This window comes from Streptomyces sp. cmx-18-6 (assembly GCF_046548915.1).
Classification (GTDB): domain Bacteria; phylum Actinomycetota; class Actinomycetes; order Streptomycetales; family Streptomycetaceae; genus Streptomyces.
This window is the reverse complement of the sequence record NZ_JAEBEP010000012.1, coordinates 195,725-211,954: the sequence shown is the minus strand read 5'-3', so window position 1 is coordinate 211,954 and position 16,230 is coordinate 195,725. Positions and strand designations below refer to the sequence as shown.

19 protein-coding genes are annotated in these 16,230 nt (G+C 72.7%); 17 read left to right on the top strand and 2 right to left on the bottom strand.

Annotated elements, in window-relative coordinates:
* Positions 1-139: 139 nt before the first annotated feature.
* Entirely contained in the window at positions 140-1,009 is an 870-nt protein-coding gene (locus tag ACLJPL_RS26345) for a UbiA family prenyltransferase (RefSeq protein ID WP_411083423.1), read from the bottom strand.
* A gap of 118 nt (positions 1,010-1,127) precedes the next feature.
* Between ACLJPL_RS26345 and ACLJPL_RS26340 the strand changes: the two genes are divergently transcribed.
* From ACLJPL_RS26340 to ACLJPL_RS26300, 9 genes are all read left to right on the top strand, one after another.
* On the top strand, positions 1,128-2,180 hold the full coding sequence (locus tag ACLJPL_RS26340; RefSeq protein ID WP_411083422.1) for a type III polyketide synthase: 1,053 nt from the start codon (positions 1,128-1,130) through the stop codon (positions 2,178-2,180).
* Positions 2,181-2,337: 157 nt separating this feature from the next.
* Positions 2,338-2,865, top strand: a complete 528-nt coding sequence (locus tag ACLJPL_RS26335; RefSeq protein ID WP_411083421.1) for an isoprenylcysteine carboxyl methyltransferase family protein — start codon at positions 2,338-2,340, stop codon at positions 2,863-2,865.
* Complete coding sequence (locus ACLJPL_RS26330) at positions 2,862-3,875, top strand: NAD(P)/FAD-dependent oxidoreductase (protein WP_411083420.1); 1,014 nt, start codon at positions 2,862-2,864, stop codon at positions 3,873-3,875. The genes ACLJPL_RS26335 and ACLJPL_RS26330 overlap by 4 nt, the downstream gene beginning before the upstream one ends.
* Positions 3,876-4,057: 182 nt before the next feature.
* Positions 4,058-5,641, top strand: a complete 1,584-nt coding sequence (locus ACLJPL_RS26325; protein ID WP_411083419.1) for an MFS transporter — start codon at positions 4,058-4,060, stop codon at positions 5,639-5,641.
* A gap of 14 nt (positions 5,642-5,655) precedes the next feature.
* Positions 5,656-6,111: a VOC family protein gene (locus ACLJPL_RS26320; RefSeq protein WP_411083418.1), complete on the top strand. Its 456-nt coding sequence runs from the start codon at positions 5,656-5,658 to the stop codon at positions 6,109-6,111.
* A gap of 186 nt (positions 6,112-6,297) precedes the next feature.
* The gene (locus tag ACLJPL_RS26315; RefSeq protein ID WP_411083417.1) at positions 6,298-6,696 is read left to right on the top strand and encodes a DUF6221 family protein; all 399 of its coding nucleotides are present in this window, start codon (positions 6,298-6,300) and stop codon (positions 6,694-6,696) included.
* Between the two features lie 108 nt (positions 6,697-6,804).
* Positions 6,805-7,188, top strand: a complete 384-nt coding sequence (locus tag ACLJPL_RS26310; protein ID WP_411083416.1) for a hypothetical protein — start codon at positions 6,805-6,807, stop codon at positions 7,186-7,188.
* 233 nt (positions 7,189-7,421) lie between these two features.
* A complete protein-coding gene (locus ACLJPL_RS26305; protein WP_003964323.1) occupies positions 7,422-7,625 on the top strand; it encodes a cold-shock protein in 204 nt (67 codons plus the stop codon).
* A 207-nt stretch (positions 7,626-7,832) separates the two neighbouring features.
* On the top strand, positions 7,833-7,961 hold the full coding sequence (locus tag ACLJPL_RS26300; protein WP_411083415.1) for an LPFR motif small protein: 129 nt from the start codon (positions 7,833-7,835) through the stop codon (positions 7,959-7,961).
* A gap of 237 nt (positions 7,962-8,198) precedes the next feature.
* Here ACLJPL_RS26300 and ACLJPL_RS26295 read toward each other — a convergent pair whose 3' ends face one another.
* Positions 8,199-8,453 carry a hypothetical protein gene (locus ACLJPL_RS26295; RefSeq protein WP_411083414.1) on the bottom strand — a complete coding sequence of 85 codons (255 nt, stop codon included), beginning with the start codon at positions 8,451-8,453 and terminating at the stop codon, positions 8,199-8,201.
* Between the two features lie 272 nt (positions 8,454-8,725).
* Here ACLJPL_RS26295 and ACLJPL_RS26290 point away from each other — a divergent pair, with 272 nt between their 5' ends.
* From ACLJPL_RS26290 to ACLJPL_RS26255, 8 genes are all read left to right on the top strand, one after another.
* Positions 8,726-8,953 (top strand): DUF5133 domain-containing protein, encoded by a 228-nt coding sequence (locus ACLJPL_RS26290; protein WP_411083413.1) that lies wholly within the window; start codon positions 8,726-8,728, stop codon positions 8,951-8,953.
* A gap of 8 nt (positions 8,954-8,961) precedes the next feature.
* The gene (locus tag ACLJPL_RS26285) at positions 8,962-10,077 is read left to right on the top strand and encodes a glutamate--cysteine ligase (RefSeq protein WP_411083412.1); all 1,116 of its coding nucleotides are present in this window, start codon (positions 8,962-8,964) and stop codon (positions 10,075-10,077) included.
* Between the two features lie 87 nt (positions 10,078-10,164).
* Complete coding sequence (locus ACLJPL_RS26280) at positions 10,165-10,728, top strand: DJ-1/PfpI/YhbO family deglycase/protease (protein WP_411083411.1); 564 nt, start codon at positions 10,165-10,167, stop codon at positions 10,726-10,728.
* A 229-nt stretch (positions 10,729-10,957) separates the two neighbouring features.
* Entirely contained in the window at positions 10,958-12,040 is a 1,083-nt protein-coding gene (locus ACLJPL_RS26275) for a hydrogenase expression protein HypE (protein ID WP_411083410.1), read from the top strand.
* A gap of 82 nt (positions 12,041-12,122) precedes the next feature.
* Entirely contained in the window at positions 12,123-13,913 is a 1,791-nt protein-coding gene (locus ACLJPL_RS26270) for a nickel-dependent hydrogenase large subunit (RefSeq protein ID WP_411083409.1), read from the top strand.
* Positions 13,914-14,012: 99 nt separating this feature from the next.
* The gene (locus ACLJPL_RS26265; RefSeq protein ID WP_411083408.1) at positions 14,013-14,930 is read left to right on the top strand and encodes a NifU family protein; all 918 of its coding nucleotides are present in this window, start codon (positions 14,013-14,015) and stop codon (positions 14,928-14,930) included.
* Positions 14,927-15,583 (top strand): DUF5947 family protein, encoded by a 657-nt coding sequence (locus ACLJPL_RS26260; RefSeq protein ID WP_411083407.1) that lies wholly within the window; start codon positions 14,927-14,929, stop codon positions 15,581-15,583. The genes ACLJPL_RS26265 and ACLJPL_RS26260 overlap by 4 nt, the downstream gene beginning before the upstream one ends.
* Entirely contained in the window at positions 15,580-16,230 is a 651-nt protein-coding gene (locus tag ACLJPL_RS26255; RefSeq protein ID WP_411083406.1) for a DUF6084 family protein, read from the top strand. Before ACLJPL_RS26260 ends, ACLJPL_RS26255 begins: the two co-directional genes overlap by 4 nt.

Below are 16,230 nucleotides of genomic sequence, written 5' to 3'. Positions count from 1 at the left end.
GAGCCATGCAGTCAATCTTTTGCGGATTGAGGTTCATAGATTTCTGGTGCGTTTCTGATTTGTCAACGGTTCTCGCATGTTCACGTCATCGAGGCATGGTGCATGACGTCCCGTCAGGAAGGGTGCTCAGGAGCTCGGTTCAGGACAGCGCTGTGCCGCGGACCAGCAGCAGCGCCACGTCCGCCGCCGCCACGGCCACCGCCCCCGCCAGCGCCGCCTTGCGCCACGGCCCGCCGAGCACCGGCCCCGTCAGCGCCGCCGCACCGGCGAGAACGAGCGCACCCGCGCCCGCGACGCCCACCGGACCGGGCGGGCCGAGCACCAGAACGGCCGTGGCCGCGACGAGCGGGACCGGAAGCAGCAGCCGCGTCCCCGTGGCGCCCAGCCGGTGCGGCAGACCCCGCACGCCGGCGGCCCGGTCCGCCCCGATGTCCGGGAGGGTGTCGCCCAGATGCGCCGCGCACCCCAGCAGCGCCCCCGCGGCGACCGTCCACCACCGGGGCCAGGGCGCGTCCGGCAGGCTGAGCGTCACCAGGCAGGGGAGGGCGGCGAACCCGGCCGCGTACGGGACCCAGGAGAGGACCGTCGCCTTCAGCCTCAGGTTGTACAGCCAGGCGGCGGCGACCGCGGCCAGGTGCACCGTACCGGCCACAAAGCCGCAGGCCAGCGAGAGCGGTACGCACAGGACGGCCGCGACCGCCGCCGCCCCCCACACCGCGCGGACGGTGACCACGCCGTCGGCCACCGGCTTCCCCCGGCGGCCGGCGCGGGCATCGCGCCGCGCGTCGTACGCGTCGTTGCACCAGCCCACCGAGAGCTGCCCGGTCAGCACCGCGAGCCCGACCAGGGCGAGCCGCGCCGGGGAGAGGCCCGCCCCGACGCCCAGGGCGCAGGCGAGCGCGGTCACCGCGACCACCGGCCCCGGATGGCAGGCGAGAGCCAGCCCCGCCGCGCGGCCCGGCCACCGGACCACCGTCGTGGCCGCCCCTGCCCCGTCCACGGCGTCCATCCGGTGATCGTAGACACCCGCGCCCCCGTCAACACGGCGACCGGGCGGTCCTGCTGCCGGGATTCCCGCTTCTTTGTGGGCAGGATGGGGCGATGACACCCCTGACGCAGGAGCTGCGATGACCCGGATCGCCGCGGTCCACGGGGCCCTGCCGCCCCACCGCCACACCCAGCGCGAGGTCACCGACATGGTGGCCGCGACCTGCCTGCCGGCCGGCGCGGACCGCCGGGTCCTGGACCGGCTCCACGAGAACGCCCGCGTCCGCACCCGGCACACCGTGCTGCCGCTCGACGGCTATCGCGACCTGGACGGCTTCGGCGCGGCCAACGACGTGTTCATCCGCTCGGCCGTCGACCTCGGCGGCCACGCCGTACGGGGTGCGCTGCGCTCGGCCGGACTGCGCCCCACCGATGTCGACCTGCTGATCTTCACCTCCGTCACCGGCATCGCGGCCCCCTCCGTCGACGCCCGGCTCGTGTCCCGCCTCGGCCTGCGGTCCGACGTGAAACGGCTGCCCGTCTTCGGCCTCGGCTGCGTCGCCGGGGCGGCCGGGGTGGCCCGGCTCCACGACTACCTGCTGGGCCGGCCCGACGACGTCGCGGTGCTGCTCTCCGTCGAGCTGTGCTCCCTCACCTTCCAGCGCCAGGACGTGACGCCCGCCAACCTGGTGGCGACCGCCCTGTTCGGGGACGGGGCGGCCGCGGTGGTCGCCCTCGGCGGCCGCCGTGCCATGGCCGGTCCCGAGATCGTCGCCACCCGCAGCCGGATGTACCCGGACACCGAGCACGTGATGGGCTGGGACATCGGCTCAGGCGGCTTCAGCGTGGTCCTGGATCCTGCGGTGCCCGACATCGTACGCCAGTATCTCGCCGACGACGTACGGGAGTTCCTCGACGAACACGGTCTCAAGCCGAAGGACGTCGCGCACTGGGTGTGCCACCCCGGCGGGCCCAAGGTGCTGGAGACCGTCGCGGAGGTCCTCGACCTGCCGGACGGGGCGCTCGACGTCACCTGGCGCTCGCTGGCCGAGGTCGGCAACCTGTCCTCGGCCTCGGTCCTGCACGTCCTGCGGGACACCATCGAACACCGCCGGCCCGAACCGGGCACCCCCGGACTCCTGCTGGCCATGGGCCCGGGCTTCTGCTGCGAACTGGTGCTGCTGCGCTGGTGAGCGCCCTCCCCCCATGACCCGCCGGACACCCCCGGCCCGCCCTGGCCGACCGCCCGAGCCGGACCGCCCGTGCCGGCCGCCCGGGCTCACCCGCCCGTGCCGGCCGCCTGGACCGACCCGCCCGTGCTGACCCGCCGCCCGTGAACTGGAGCGCCCCGTGATCTGGTACACCGCCCTGGTGCTCGCCGTAGCCGCCGAGCGTCTGGCCGAACTCGTCGTCGCCCGGCGCAACACCCGCTGGAGCCTGGCCCGCGGCGGCGTCGAGGCGGGGGACGGCCACTACCCGGCGATGGTCGCGCTGCACACGGCCCTGCTGGCCGGCTGCCTGGCCGAGGCCCACTTCGCCGACCGCCCGTTCCTGCCCGCCCTCGGCTGGACCATGGCGGCCGTCGTGGTCGCCGCGCAACTGCTGCGCTGGTGGTGCATCGTCGCGCTGGGGCCCCGCTGGAACACCCGCGTCATCGTCGTCCCCGGCCTGCCCCTGGTGACCGGCGGCCCCTACCGTTGGCTGCGGCACCCCAACTACGTCGCCGTCGCCGCCGAGGGCCTCGCCCTGCCCCTCGTCCACGGGGCCTGGGCGACCGCACTGGTCTTCACCGTGCTCAACGCCGCCTTGATGCTCGTCCGGATCCGGTGCGAGGACGCGGCGCTGGCCCGCCTCCCGGTGGCGGACGCACGCGTGTGATCGACGTCCTGGTCGCGGGCGGGGGCCCGGCGGGGCTGGCCGCCGCGATCCGGGCCGCCCGGGCCGGACTCGAGGCGGTGTTGGTCGAACCGCGCCCCGCCCCCGTCGACAAGGCGTGCGGCGAGGGCATCATGCCCGGCGGCCTCGCCGCCCTGCACGCCCTCGGCGTCCACCCGGCCGGGCGCCCCCTGCGCGGCATCCGGTACACGGACGGGCGGCGCGCCGCCGAGGCGTCGTTCCGGGGCGCGTACGGACTCGGCGTGCGGCGCACCGTCCTGCACGCGGCCCTGCACGAGCGGGCCGAGGCCCTCGGCGTACGCATGGTGCAGGGCAAGGTCCGCGAGGTCCGCCAGGACGAGCGCACCGTCACCGCCGCCGGGCTGACCGCACGCTGGCTCATCGCCGCGGACGGGCTCCACTCGCCCCTGCGGCGCACCCTCGGCCTGGACCGCCCCTCGCCCGGCCCCGGCCGCTACGGGCTGCGCCGCCACTACCGCGTCGCCCCGTGGACCGACCTGGTCGAGGTGCACTGGTCCCCGTACGGCGAGGCGTACGTGACCCCGGTCGGTGAGCGACTGGTGGGCGTGGCCGTGCTCAGCCGCGACCGCCGCCCCTTCGACCGGCGCCTGGCCGGATTCCCGGCCCTCGCCGCCCGGCTGGCCGGGGCCGACGCCACCCCCGTACGCGGGGCGGGTCCGCTGCGGCAACGGGCGCTGGGCCCACGCGCCGGGCGCGTCCTGCTGGTCGGCGACGCGGCCGGGTACACCGACGCGCTGACCGGTGAGGGCATTTCGCTGGCCGTGGCCACCGCGACGGCCGCGGTCGGCGCTCTGGCCGCCGGGCGTCCCGAGGACTATCCGCGGCACTGGGCGAGGGCGACACGCCGCTACCGGCTGCTCACCCAGGCCCTGCTGGGCGTCGCCGGCCACCCTGCCTCGCGCCGCCTGATCGTCCCCGCGGCCCACCGCGCGCCCGCCCTCTTCCGCGCGGCGGTCCGCGCGCTCCAGTGAGGCGGCGGTCGCGCGTTCCGGTGGACCGGAAGGGCTTGTTCCGACCCCCGGATGATCGAATGGCGAGGCTCCGAATTCCGACATAACGTCGGTCGGGTGAACGTCCGCGTTCCCCCGACCCGCGGCGGGAACGGCCGCCCTGTCGGGGCGCGACGCCCTCGGAACGAGAGACGAACCCACCCATGACGGGCTCCCACGCGACACCCGCCAAGGCTGCCCGGCCCGACCAGCGGCGCCGGGGCAGCGGACTGGCACTTCTCGTCATCGCCTCGTGCCAGCTGATGGTGGTCCTCGACATCACCATCGTCAACATCGCGCTACCGCACATGCAGAGGTCCCTGGGCTTCTCCACCGAGAACCTGTCGTGGGTGGTCAACGCCTACACGCTGACGTTCGGCGGACTGCTGCTCCTGGGCGGGCGGCTGGGCGACATCCTCGGCCGCCGCCGGGTCTTCATCTTCGGGGTGCTGCTCTTCGTCTTCGCCTCGCTGCTCGGCGGACTCTCCCAGGAATCCTGGCAGTTGCTGGCCGCCCGCTCACTGCAAGGCGTCGGCGGCGCGATCGCGTCGCCCACCGCCCTGTCGCTGATCACCACGACCTTCCGCGAGGGCCCCGAACGCAACAGGGCCTTCGGCGTGTTCGCGGCCGTGTCGGCGGGCGGCAGCGCGATCGGGCTGCTGGCCGGCGGGCTGCTCGTCGAGTGGCTCGACTGGCGCTGGGTCCTGTTCGTCAACGTCCCCATCGGCCTGCTGATCGCCTTCGCCACCCCCCGCTACATCCCCGAGTCCGAACGCCACCCCGGACACTTCGACGTCCTCGGCGCACTGACCTCCACCATCGGCATGGTGCTGCTCGTCTACGGGTTCATCCGCGCCTCCGAGGACGGCTGGACCGATCCCCTCACCCTCGGCTCCTTCGCCGCCGCCGTCGTGCTCCTGGCCCTGTTCATCGGCATCGAACGCCGTTCGAGACAGCCGATCACCCCGCTGTGGATGTTCCGCGACCGCAACCGCGCCGGGGTCTACGGCATGATGCTCAGCCTCGCCGCGGCGATGTTCGGGATGTTCTTCTTCCTGACCCTGTTCGTCCAGAACGTCCTGGACTTCAGCCCGCTGCGCGCCGGACTCGCCTTCCTGCCGATCAGCGTCATCATCGCGGTCGGCGCGGGCCTGGCCTCCCAACTGCTCCCCAGGTGGGGCCCCAAGCCCTTCATGGTGGCGGGCGCGCTCCTGGCCGCGATCGGGCTCGGCTGGCTCACGCTCACCGACGTCCACAGCTCGTACCTCGGCTCGATCCTGGGCCCGATGCTCGTCTTCGGCTTCGGCATGGGCATGCAGTTCGTGTCGCTGACCCTGATGGCCGTGTCGGGCGTCGCCCCGAAGGAGGCGGGCGCCGCCTCCGGCATCCTCAACGCCACCCAGCAGGTCGGCGGATCCCTCGGGCTGTCGATCCTGGTGACGATGTTCGGCACGGCCAGCCGTCACGAGGCCGCCGACCAGGTGCCGACGTTCCTCCAACAGGCCACCCCGGCCCAACTGCTGGAGTTCCGCAGGACCGGGGAGCTGCCCCGGCCCTGGAGCGATCAGGTCCTCGCCTCGGGAGTCTCCAGCGCCTTCGTCGTCGCCGCCGCCTTCGCCGTACTGGCCGCCCTGATCGCCCTGTTCGTCATCCAGGTCCGCCCCTCCGACCTGGCCCGCCTCCAGGGCGGCACGGACCCGGGACAGCCGGCCACGCCCGCGCCGCCCGCACATCCCCCGACACAGTGAAAGGGCACACCGCCATGGACTGGACGCTTGAAGTGATCGTGCTCCCCGTGACCGACGTGGACCGGGCCCGCGACTTCTACCGCGACAAGCTGGGCTTCCACGTCGACATCGACGGCGAGGTGATGCCGGGCGCACGGGTCGTCCAGCTCACACCGCCCGGCTCGGGCTGTTCGATCGCGCTCACCGACGGGGTGCCCAACCCCACGGGGGAGCCGAAGCCGGGCACGTACCACGGTCTGCAACTCTGCGTCACCGACATCGAGGCCGCCCACGCGGAACTCGTCGCGCGCGGGGTCGAGGTCTCCGAACCCCAGCGGTACGCCGCCGAGGACGGGGCCACCTTCATGTACCTCACCGACCCGGACGGCAACGGCTGGGCCGTGCAGGAGTACCGCCGCCGGCTGACCGAACCCCTGCACCAGGTGCTCGCCGACCTCGCCGCGAAGGGGGCGGGGGAGACGGCCGTCTGAACGGGGCCGGGGGCAAGGGGGCGGACCACCCGCCCCCTGGCGTACCGCAGGCCCGGGCCTTTCGCGTACCGCACACCCGCCCGCAGGGGTGCGTACCGCCGGCCGCGGTGGATCGCGCCGCCCCGGTCCACCACAATGCTCCCCGTATCACCGCAGTGATCCATGAGCGCAAGGGAGCAGCATCCAATGGCCGGCAACGCAGACATGGTGGCCTTCGTCCGGGCGCGTCTCGCCGAGGAGGAACAGGTCGCCCAGGCTGCCGGCGGGGACCGATGGCGGTGCCCGGCGGATGTTCCGGGGGAGGTCCACGACCGCAGGGGCGGGGTCGCGTTCACGGTGCGGGACAGCGGGTTCGACCACCACATCGCCCTCCAGGACCCCGCGCGCACCCTGGAGCGGATCGAGACGCACCGGGTGCTGCTGGGCGAGTACGTGGAGGTGGCCGAGCTGGACACCGACCGCCCGGCCCACGACTTCCCCTCCGGCCGGGCGGTGGGGCTGGGCTTCGCGGTGCGGCAGCTGGCCGCCGAGTACGCGGGACACCCGGACTACCAGGCGCGGTGGCTGCCCCGGTTCATCCAGTAGCGCGGTTTCATCCGGGGGAGGGGGAGCGCGGGGAGCCGGGAACCAGTAACTTACTCGCAAGTAAGTCGCGTTCCCGGTCACCGCCGCCCGCCCCGCCCAAGGAGCCCCATGTCGCCCCGGACGTCCTCCCGTTCACCCCTGCTGCTCGCCGGACTCCTGGCCGGGGCGGGGGTGCTCCACTTCGCCGTCCCCAGGGCGTTCGACGCCACCGTGCCCCGGATCCTGCCCGGGGAGCCGCGGACCTGGACGTACGCCAGTGGAGTCGTCGAGTTCGCCCTCGCCGCCGGTCTCGCCCACCCCCGTACGCGCCGTGCCGCCGCCCGGGCCACCGCGGGCTTCTTCGTCGGGGTGTTTCCGGCCAATGTGCAGATGGCGGCCGACTGGCGTCACCGGCCCCGTCCGCAGCGGGTCGCGGCCCTCGCCAGGCTGCCCCTGCAAGTGCCCCTGGTGCTGTGGGCGCGCCGTGTCGAGCGCGGGGTGGAGGGGCCCTGAGCGGGGCGCGGCCGGTGCGGTTCGAGCCAACGACCATGAGGGTGATCGACAGCAAAATGGCGTTGCTCTCTGGTGAGGAGTGATCCCGCCGTGTAGCGTCGCCGACAGATGTCGTGGTTCGCAGTACCTGCCCGCGCCTGGCGCGGGCGTTTTGCTGTGCAGTGCCTGAGAACCAGGGCGATCACCTCCGGGTCCGCGCGGTGCGGATCCGTTTACTGCTGAGAGGTACGGGCATGGCCAGCGGAACCGTCAAGTGGTTCAACTCGGAAAAGGGCTTCGGCTTCATCGCGCAGGACGGCGGCGGCCCCGACGTCTTCGCGCACTACTCCAACATCAACTCCACCGGCTTCCGTGAGCTCCAGGAAGGCCAGGCGGTGACCTTCGACATCACCCAGGGCCAGAAGGGCCCGCAGGCGGAGAACATCACCACCGCCTGATCCGGGTCGAACGACATCCTGGGGCCCCGGAACGCATCGCGTTCCGGGGCCCCAGGATGTTCCGGGCCGGTCGTCGCGGGTGGATCCGGCCCGGTCGGGTTCGGGCGGCCCGTGCCGGGTACCCGAGGTGTCCCAGACGTATCTCCCGGTATCCCGAAGGCCCCGAAGCCCTCGGAGCCGCCGGGGCGAGGAGGAAGGACACCTCTCATGCTGAAGGCCATCGCCGATGTACTGCGGTCCGTCGGAGGAGCTGTCGCCACCGTGGTCACGCTGCCCTTCCGGGCCCTCGCCCGGCTCTTCGGAGGCGCGTCGAGCACGGCGCGCGGACACCACTGACGCATGGGGTGGAACCGCCGGCGCGTACGGCGGACACCCGCTGACGCGCGCATGCCCGCGCCCCCGGTCCGTTCTCCGTCACGAAGTGCGACGGAGTCCACGGACCGGGGGCGCGGGCATCGCCCTGTCTGACGGCCTGCGGTATCGGCCCGCCGCACCGGCCTGCCCCACGGTCGCGTCCGACGCGTCCGCCCGGGACGGGGCCGAGACCCCGCCCCCCGGCCGGACGCCGGACGGCTATCCCGGCGACTCGTCCGGTGCGGGATGCTCGGGGTGCGGCCCCGCGTTGCGCGGCTCGGTCCGGCCGGAACCCGCCTCGTCCAGCTCGGGCCGGTCGTCGGCGCCGCTCTCACGGGCCACCCGGTCCGGCACGGGTATGTCGAGGGGGTCCTCGCCCTCCTGGTTCTGCTGGTCCGGCATGTCCGCCGGTACGGGAGGCGGGCTGCCGGAAGCCCCGGTGTAGGCGGTGCCTTCCGGCCTGCGATCGGTCATGAGAGCTTTCCTTCCGTGCTGCCCCGGTGTGAACGGGGACGACTGGTTTCGCCCTGCTGGGTACCCGTTGTCGAGCGAACGATTCGCCGGATGCCGCAGCCGTGCCCGGCCGGCGCGCCGGCTCCGGCCGGTGCGCCCCGGACCAGCGGTGCGGACTTCGCCCGTGGGGGTGTGGCTCGCCCGGGCGGGGGTACTCGGGGCTGTGCCCCGACCGAGCACACAAGTCGGGCACATGACATTCACATGAACGCTTCCGCGGAAGGATTCCCCGCATGCTGATGGCCCACCCCACGGTGCTGCGCAATCTGGTCGAGCAGTACGAGGTCCTGCGCATGCTGCACGCGGAGAGCGGCAGCACCGAGGCGCGACAGCGCATGGACGACGTGGCCTACACCCTGTGCGTGTCGACCGGCACGGGCGACGTCGACAGCGCGCTGGTCGCCGCCCGGCACCGGCTGCCGGGAGCCCGTCCCGAGGACGACTCCGTCCTTTCGGCCTGATCGTCGACATGAACACCGAAGGGGTGGGCGCTGTGGTGCGGACCGTGGGCGTGGAAGAAGAACTGCTGTTGGTCGACCCGGAGAGCGGCGAGGCGCGTGCCCTCTCCACGGCCGTGCTGGCCCTCGCCGAGAAGGACGCGGCGGGGGAGTCGGCCTTCGAGCCGGAGCTGCACCGCCAGCAGCTGGAATTCGCCACGCATCCCTGCCGGGAGATGAGCGAAATCGCCGACGCGGTGCACCGGTGGCGTGCCGAGGCGATCCGCCACGCCGCCGATGTGGGGGCCTCGGTGGCGGCCCTGGCGACCTCGCCGCTGCCGGTCAGCCCCACGATCGGGACCGGGGAGCGGTACAACTGGATGGCGGAGCGCTACGGGCTGACCGCCCAGGAGCAGCTGACCTGCGGATGCCATGTGCACGTCTCCGTCGAATCGGACGAGGAGGGCGTCGCCGTCCTCGACCGGATGCGCGCCTGGCTGCCGGTCCTGCTCGCCCTGAGCTCCAACTCCCCCTTCTGGCAGGCGCAGGACACCCAGTACGCCAGCTACCGCAGCCGGGTGTGGGGCAGGTGGCCCTCGGCCGGGCCCGTGGAACTCCACGGATCCGCCGAGCGCTACCACGAGCAGGTGCGGGCCCTCGTCGGCACCGGGGTGCTCAAGGACGAGGGGATGGTCTACTTCGACGCGCGCCTCTCGGCCAGCTACCCCACAGTGGAGGTCAGGATCGCGGACGTCTGCCTGGACCCGGCGGACACGGTGCTGCTGGCCACGTTGGTGCGGGGGCTGGTGGAGACGGCCGCGCGGGAGTGGCGGGCCGGGGAGCCGCCGCTGGACACCGAGGTGGCCCTCCTGCGGGTGGCGTCCTGGCAGGCGGCTCGTTCGGGTCTGGAGGACCGGCTGATCCACCCCCGCACCCTGCGGCCCGAGCCCGCGGCCGACGTGCTCCAGGCGCTCATCGCCCATGTGCGGGACGCCCTGGAGGACAGCGGCGACCTCAAGGCGGCGGAGAAGGCCCTCGCCGCCCTGGAGCGGCGCGGAAACGGCGCCCGGGTCCAGCGCGAGATCCTGGAGCGGACCGGAAGTCTCCGCGACACCGTCGCGGAATGCGTCCGCATCACGGGCGGATGAGCAGGGCGGAGAACCAGATCGCGGGGGGATGAGCGGAACGACCAGCGACACGACCGTATGACGTAATCAGAGGAAAGGGGCAGCACCATGGCCACGACCGATCTCGGCGAACGCCGGATCCTGGCGATCGTCACCAACTACGGGGTCGAGCAGGACGAGCTCGTCGTCCCCGTCAGGCATCTGCGCGACAACGGGGCACAGGTGAGCGTGGCGGCGGTCTCCGACGACGAGATCCGCACCCTCGTGGGCGACCGCGACCCCGGCGAAGCGGTTCGGCCCGACCTGACGCTGGCCGACGTCGACCCCGCGGCGTACGACCTGCTGCTGATCCCGGGCGGCACGCTGAACGCCGACACGCTGCGCCTCCAGGACGCCACCACCCGGATCGTCAGCTCGTTCGCCGCGTCCGGCCGGCCCGTCGCCGCGATCTGCCACGGCCCGTGGGCACTGGTCGAGGGCGGCTATGTGCGGGGCAAGACCCTCACCTCGTACGCGTCCCTCAAGACCGACATCACCAACGCGGGCGGCTCCTGGGTCGACAAGTCGGTGGTCCGGGACGACGACGGCGGCTGGCCGCTGATCACCTCGCGTACGCCGGACGACCTCAAGGACTTCCTCCGCGAGATCGACGCGGTCCTCACCGAGTCCTGAGACGTCTTCCCGCGCCGCGCGGCCACGACCCCGGCGCGCTGACGGCGACGGCCCCCGCCCGACCGGACGGGGGCCGTCGCCGTGTCCGCCTCACATGGACGAGCGCCGGTAGGGGTGCGATGCGGCAATAGGGCCACCGCGCACTTACCGGCCGGGACGTGCTCGCGGTATCCAGGAGAGACAGGCCGCCGGCCAGAGATCCTGCAGCGGGCCGATCCGAGGAGGGCTCATGGACGCCCCGACCGCCACCACGGCCGAGATGGACGCACCGGACACGCCTCAGGAAGACCCGACCGTTCACATTCTGTGGATCAACGCGGGGCTGAGCTGCGACGGAGACTCCGTCTCCCTCACCGCCGCCACCCAGCCGAGCATCGAGGAACTGGCGCTCGGCGCGCTGCCCGGCCTGCCCAAGGTCGCCGTCCACTGGCCCCTCATCGACTACGAGTGCGGCCCCGTCCAGGGCGCCGACAACTTCGTCGAGTGGTTCTTCAAGGCCGACCGGGGCGAGCTGGAACCCTTCGTGCTGGTCGTCGAGGGCTCCATCCCCAACGAGCGCATCAAGCCCGAGGGCTACTGGTGCGGCTTCGGCGACGACCCCGAGACCGGCCAGCCGATCACCACCAGCGAATGGCTCGACCGGCTCACCCCCAAGGCCCTCGCGGTCGTCGCGATCGGCACCTGCGCCACGTACGGCGGCATCCACGCCATGGCGGGCAACCCCACCGGAGCGATGGGCGTGCCGGACTATCTGGGCTGGGAGTGGAAGTCCAAGGCGGGCATCCCGATCGTCTGCATCCCCGGCTGTCCCGTCCACCCCGACAACGCCTCCGAGACCCTGCTGTACCTGCTCTACCAGGCCGCCGGCGCCGCGCCCATGATTCCGCTGGACGAGGAGCTGCGGCCCACCTGGCTGTTCGGCGCCACCGTCCACGAGGGCTGCGACCGGGCCGGCTACTACGAGCAGGGCCAGTTCGCCGAGGAGTACGGCTCTCCGCAGTGCCTGGTCAAGCTGGGCTGCTGGGGCCCGGTCGTCAAGTGCAACGTACCCAAGCGCGGCTGGATCAACGGCGTCGGAGGCTGCCCCAACGTGGGCGGCATCTGCATCGCCTGCACCATGCCGGGCTTCCCCGACAAGTTCATGCCGTTCATGGACGAGCCGCCCGGCGGCCATGTCTCGGCGGCGGCGAGCGGGGTGTACGGCTCCGTCGTCCGGCGGCTGCGGCACTTCACCGAGAAGACGGCCGACAAGGAACCGAAGTGGCGCACCAAGACCGACACCATCAAGACCGGCTACCGGCCGCCCTGGTGACCCGCGCCTCCGGCGACCCCGGAGAGCCGCGGGACCAGGGGAGCAGCACGACCGGCCAGGATCAGGAAGGCGGCGCGGGACCATGGCGACTGCGACCGGCAAGCACGCCGTCGACGCTGACGGCCTCATGGAGATGTCGTGGGACCCGATCACGCGCATCGTCGGCAGCCTCGGCATCCACACCAAGATCGACTTCGCCGCGAAGCGGGTCGCGGAGTGCTACAGCACCTCGTCCATCTTCCGCGGCTACAGCGTCTTCATGAAGGGCAAGGACCCGCGCGACGCCCACTTCATCACCAGCCGCATCTGCGGCATCTGCGGCGACAACCACGCGACCTGTTCCGTGTACGCGCAGAACATGGCGTACGGCGTGGCGCCCCCGCACCTCGGTGAGTGGATCATCAACCTCGGTGAGGCCGCCGAGTACATGTTCGACCACAACATCTTCCAGGAGAACCTGGTCGGGGTGGACTACTGCGAGCGGATGGTCGGCGAGACCAACCCCGGCGTCCTCGAACTCGCGACACGCACCGAGGCCCCCCACGCCGCCGACCACGGCTACCGCACCATCGCCGACATCATGCGCTCCCTGAACCCGCTGGAGGGGGAGTTCTACCGCGAGGCGCTCCAGGTCAGCCGCTACACCCGCGAGATGTTCTGCCTGATGGAGGGCCGCCATGTGCACCCCTCCACGCTCTACCCCGGCGGCGTCGGCACGGTCGCCACGATCCAGCTCTTCACCGACTACCTCACCCGCCTCACCCGCTACGTGGAGTTCATGAAGCGGGTCGTCCCGCTCCACGACGACCTCTTCGACTTCTTCTACGAGGCGCTGCCCGGGTACGAGGAGGTCGGCCGCCGGCGGATCCTGCTGGGCTGCTGGGGCGCGCTCAACGACCCCGAGTACTGCGACTTCACGTACGCCAACATGGCCGACTGGGGCCGCCGGATGTTCGTCACCCCCGGCGTCGTGGTCGACGGCAAGCTCGTCACCAACAGCCTCGTCGACATCAACCTCGGCATCCGCATCCTGCTCGGCAGCTCGTACTACGAGGACTGGGCGGGCCTGGGCAAGTTCGTGGAGCGCGACCCGCTCGGCAACGAGCTGGACGAACGCCACCCCTGGAACCAGCACACCATCCCGGCCCCGCAGAAGCGGGACTTCGACGACAAGTACAGCTGGGTCATGTCCCCGCGCTGGTTCGACGGCGCCGACCACCTCGCCCTGGACACCGGCGGCGGCCCCATCGCCCGCCTCTGGTCCACGGCCCTGTCCGGACTCGTCGACATCGGCTACGTCAAGGCCACCGGCCACAGCGTGCAGATCAACCTCCCGCGCACCATGACCAAGCCGGAGATGGCGCTGGAGTGGAACATCCCGCAGTGGTCCAACGCCATCGAACGCAACCGGGCGCGCACCTACTTCCAGGCGTACGCGGCCGCCGCGGCCCTCCACTTCGCGGAACAGGCGATGGAGGAGGTCCGCGCCGGACGCACCCAGACCTGGGAGCAGTTCGACGTCCCCGACGAGTCGATCGGCGTCGGCTTCACCGAGGCGGTACGCGGCGTCCTCTCCCACCACATGGTCATCCGGGACGGGAAGATCGCCAACTACCACCCCTACCCGCCGACCCCCTGGAACGGCAGCGTCCGCGACAGCTACGGCACCCCCGGACCGTACGAGGACGCCGTCCAGAACACCCCCATCTTCGAGGAGAACCCGCCCGAGGACTTCAAGGGCATCGACATCATGCGGGCCGTCCGCAGCTTCGACCCGTGCCTGCCGTGCGGTGTCCACATGTACGTCGGCGGCGGCCGGACCGTCGAGCAGACCCACATGCCGACCGGGCTGAGCGGACTGGCGGGCGGCTGAACCCGCGCCCGGGGGAGCGATCCGGGAAGCGGCCGGCCCCGTACTCCCGCGGTCCGTACTCCCTGACCCGTTGCCCGTACTCCAGGAAAGGGGCTCACGATGGCGGGAGCCGACCCCGGGACACGCATCAACGAGCTGCTGGACCGGCTGGGGCGCGAGGCCGGACCGCAGGCCCGCGAGACCGCCGACGAACTGGTGCGCAGCGTCGTGGAGTTCTACGGCGAGGGCCTCGCCCGCACCGTACGCCTGCTGCGCGCCGCCCCGGCCGGGGCGGACCCGCTGACCGTGCTCACCGCCGACGAGCTCGTCGGGGACCTGCTGATCCTGCACGACCTGCACCCCGAGGACACGATGACCCGGGTCGGCCGGGCGCTGGACAAGGTCCGCCCCTACCTCGGCTCGCACGCGGGCGACGTCGACGTGGCCGGGCTCGACCCGCAGACGCCCGAAGGGCCCACCCTGCGGCTGCGGTTGCGCGGCAGCTGCGACGGCTGTCCCTCCTCCACCCAGACCGTGCGCTGGACCATCGAGGAAGCCGTCGCCCGGCTCGCGCCGGAGATCGCGCACATCGAGGTCGAGGGCGTCGCCGAAGCCCCGGCCGCCGGTGCACCGCCCCTGCTCCAGATCCTGCCGAACCCGCCCGCCGACGCCCCGGGGCCGCCGCCCCCGGCCGCCGTCGAGGAACCGCCCCGCTGGCACACCCTGCCCGCCCCCGCCCTGCCCGCCCGCGACCGCGCCACCCGGGTCGCCGACGTCGAGGGCAACGCGCTCCTGCTCGTCCGGCTCCCCGGCAACCTGTACGCCTACCGCGACCGCTGCCCCGACTGCGGGACGAGCCTGCGCACCGCACCGCTCGACGGGGACCTCCTGCGCTGCGCGGAGTGCGCCGCGAGGTTCGACGTACGGCATGCCGGCCGGGGCGAGCAGGAGCACGCGCACCTGGAGCCCCTGCCGCTCCTGGAGGAGGACGGGGCCGTCCGGGTGGCGCTGCCCGAGCTGCTGGGGGCCGGGTCGTGAGCGCGGGCGTCCTCGCCCAGTTCACCCGGCGGCCCCCACCGCCGGGGGAGCGGTGCGAACTGTGCGGTGAGCCGCTGCCGGACCAGCACCGGCATCTCGTCGACACCGCCCGGCGCTCCCTCAAGTGCTCCTGCCCGCCCTGCCACCTGCTCTTCACCCGGCCCGGCGCGGGGCAGGGCCGCTTCCGGGCCGTCCCCGACCGCTACCTCACCGACCCGGACTTCACCCTCGACGACACCGGCTGGAACGGGCTCCAGATCCCGGTCGGCCTCGCCTTCTTCTTCCGCAACTCCGCGCTCGACCGGTTCGCCGCCTTCTACCCGAGCCCGGCCGGAGCGACCGAGAGCGAACTCGACCCCGCGACCTGGGACGCCGTCATCGGCCGCACCCGCCTCGCCGCCCTGCTCCAGGACGACGTGGAGGCCCTGCTCCTGCACGCCGAGCGCGCGAAGCCCGCGACCTGCACCCTCGTCCCGATCGACGTCTGCTACGAACTCGTCGGCCGGATGCGGCTCCACTGGAAGGGCTTCGACGGCGGAGCGGAAGCTCGCGCGGACATCGAGGAGTTCTTCGCCCGCGTCGGGGCCCGCTCGCGCCCCGTGCCCACGGCGGCCGGGGCGGAAGGCGCGGGAAACCCCGGGGGCGCGCCGTGACCGACCTCGACTTCCGCTGCACCGGCGTACGGCCCGAGCCCTTCGGCGCGAGCCCCACCCTCCTGTTCGGGCTGCGCATCGAGGAGCTGGACCACCAGCCCGTGCACGCCGTCGCCCTGCGCTGCCAGATCCGCATCGAGCCCGCCCGGCGCACCTACGACCCCGACGAGGTCGACATGCTGGGCGACCTGTTCGGGGAGCCCAGCCGCTGGAGCAGCACCCTCAAACCGCTCCAGTTCGCCCACGCGTCCATCACCGTGCCCGCCTTCACCGGCACCACCCACGTGGACCTCCCGGTGCCCTGCACCTACGACACCGAGGTCGCCTCGGCCTCGTACTTCCGGGCCCTGGCACGCGGTGGGATACCGCTGCTGATGCTCTTCTCCGGCACGGTCTTCACCGGCCGCAACGGCTTCCGCGCCGAGCCGATCCCCTGGCACAAGGAGACGTCCTGCCTGATGCCCGTGGGCGTCTGGCAGGAGCTGATCGAGTCCTACTTCCCGGGCACGGGCTGGCTGCGGCTGCGCAAGGACGCCCTGGAGTCCCTGCGCCGCTACCGCTCCGCGCGCGCCCTGCCGTCCTGGGAGCAGGTCTTCGAGGAACTGCTCGCCACCGCCGAAGCGACCGAGGCGAGAGGGGGCGAGTGA

What these genes read in the sequence shown, in the direction of transcription:
- ACLJPL_RS26345 (WP_411083423.1), bottom strand. Translation starts at nt 1,009, where the DNA reads ATGGACGCCGTGGACGGGGCAGGGGCGGCCACGACGGTGGTCCGGTGG.
- ACLJPL_RS26340 (WP_411083422.1), top strand. Translation starts at nt 1,128, where the DNA reads ATGACCCGGATCGCCGCGGTCCACGGGGCCCTGCCGCCCCACCGCCAC.
- ACLJPL_RS26325 (WP_411083419.1), top strand. Translation starts at nt 4,058, where the DNA reads ATGACGGGCTCCCACGCGACACCCGCCAAGGCTGCCCGGCCCGACCAG.
- ACLJPL_RS26320 (WP_411083418.1), top strand. Translation starts at nt 5,656, where the DNA reads ATGGACTGGACGCTTGAAGTGATCGTGCTCCCCGTGACCGACGTGGAC.
- ACLJPL_RS26315 (WP_411083417.1), top strand. Translation starts at nt 6,298, where the DNA reads ATGGCCGGCAACGCAGACATGGTGGCCTTCGTCCGGGCGCGTCTCGCC.
- ACLJPL_RS26310 (WP_411083416.1), top strand. Translation starts at nt 6,805, where the DNA reads ATGTCGCCCCGGACGTCCTCCCGTTCACCCCTGCTGCTCGCCGGACTC.
- ACLJPL_RS26305 (WP_003964323.1), top strand. Translation starts at nt 7,422, where the DNA reads ATGGCCAGCGGAACCGTCAAGTGGTTCAACTCGGAAAAGGGCTTCGGC.
- ACLJPL_RS26300 (WP_411083415.1), top strand. Translation starts at nt 7,833, where the DNA reads ATGCTGAAGGCCATCGCCGATGTACTGCGGTCCGTCGGAGGAGCTGTC.
- ACLJPL_RS26295 (WP_411083414.1), bottom strand. Translation starts at nt 8,453, where the DNA reads ATGACCGATCGCAGGCCGGAAGGCACCGCCTACACCGGGGCTTCCGGC.
- ACLJPL_RS26290 (WP_411083413.1), top strand. Translation starts at nt 8,726, where the DNA reads ATGCTGATGGCCCACCCCACGGTGCTGCGCAATCTGGTCGAGCAGTAC.
- ACLJPL_RS26285 (WP_411083412.1), top strand. Translation starts at nt 8,962, where the DNA reads ATGAACACCGAAGGGGTGGGCGCTGTGGTGCGGACCGTGGGCGTGGAA.
- ACLJPL_RS26280 (WP_411083411.1), top strand. Translation starts at nt 10,165, where the DNA reads ATGGCCACGACCGATCTCGGCGAACGCCGGATCCTGGCGATCGTCACC.
- ACLJPL_RS26275 (WP_411083410.1), top strand. Translation starts at nt 10,958, where the DNA reads ATGGACGCCCCGACCGCCACCACGGCCGAGATGGACGCACCGGACACG.
- ACLJPL_RS26270 (WP_411083409.1), top strand. Translation starts at nt 12,123, where the DNA reads ATGGCGACTGCGACCGGCAAGCACGCCGTCGACGCTGACGGCCTCATG.
- ACLJPL_RS26265 (WP_411083408.1), top strand. Translation starts at nt 14,013, where the DNA reads ATGGCGGGAGCCGACCCCGGGACACGCATCAACGAGCTGCTGGACCGG.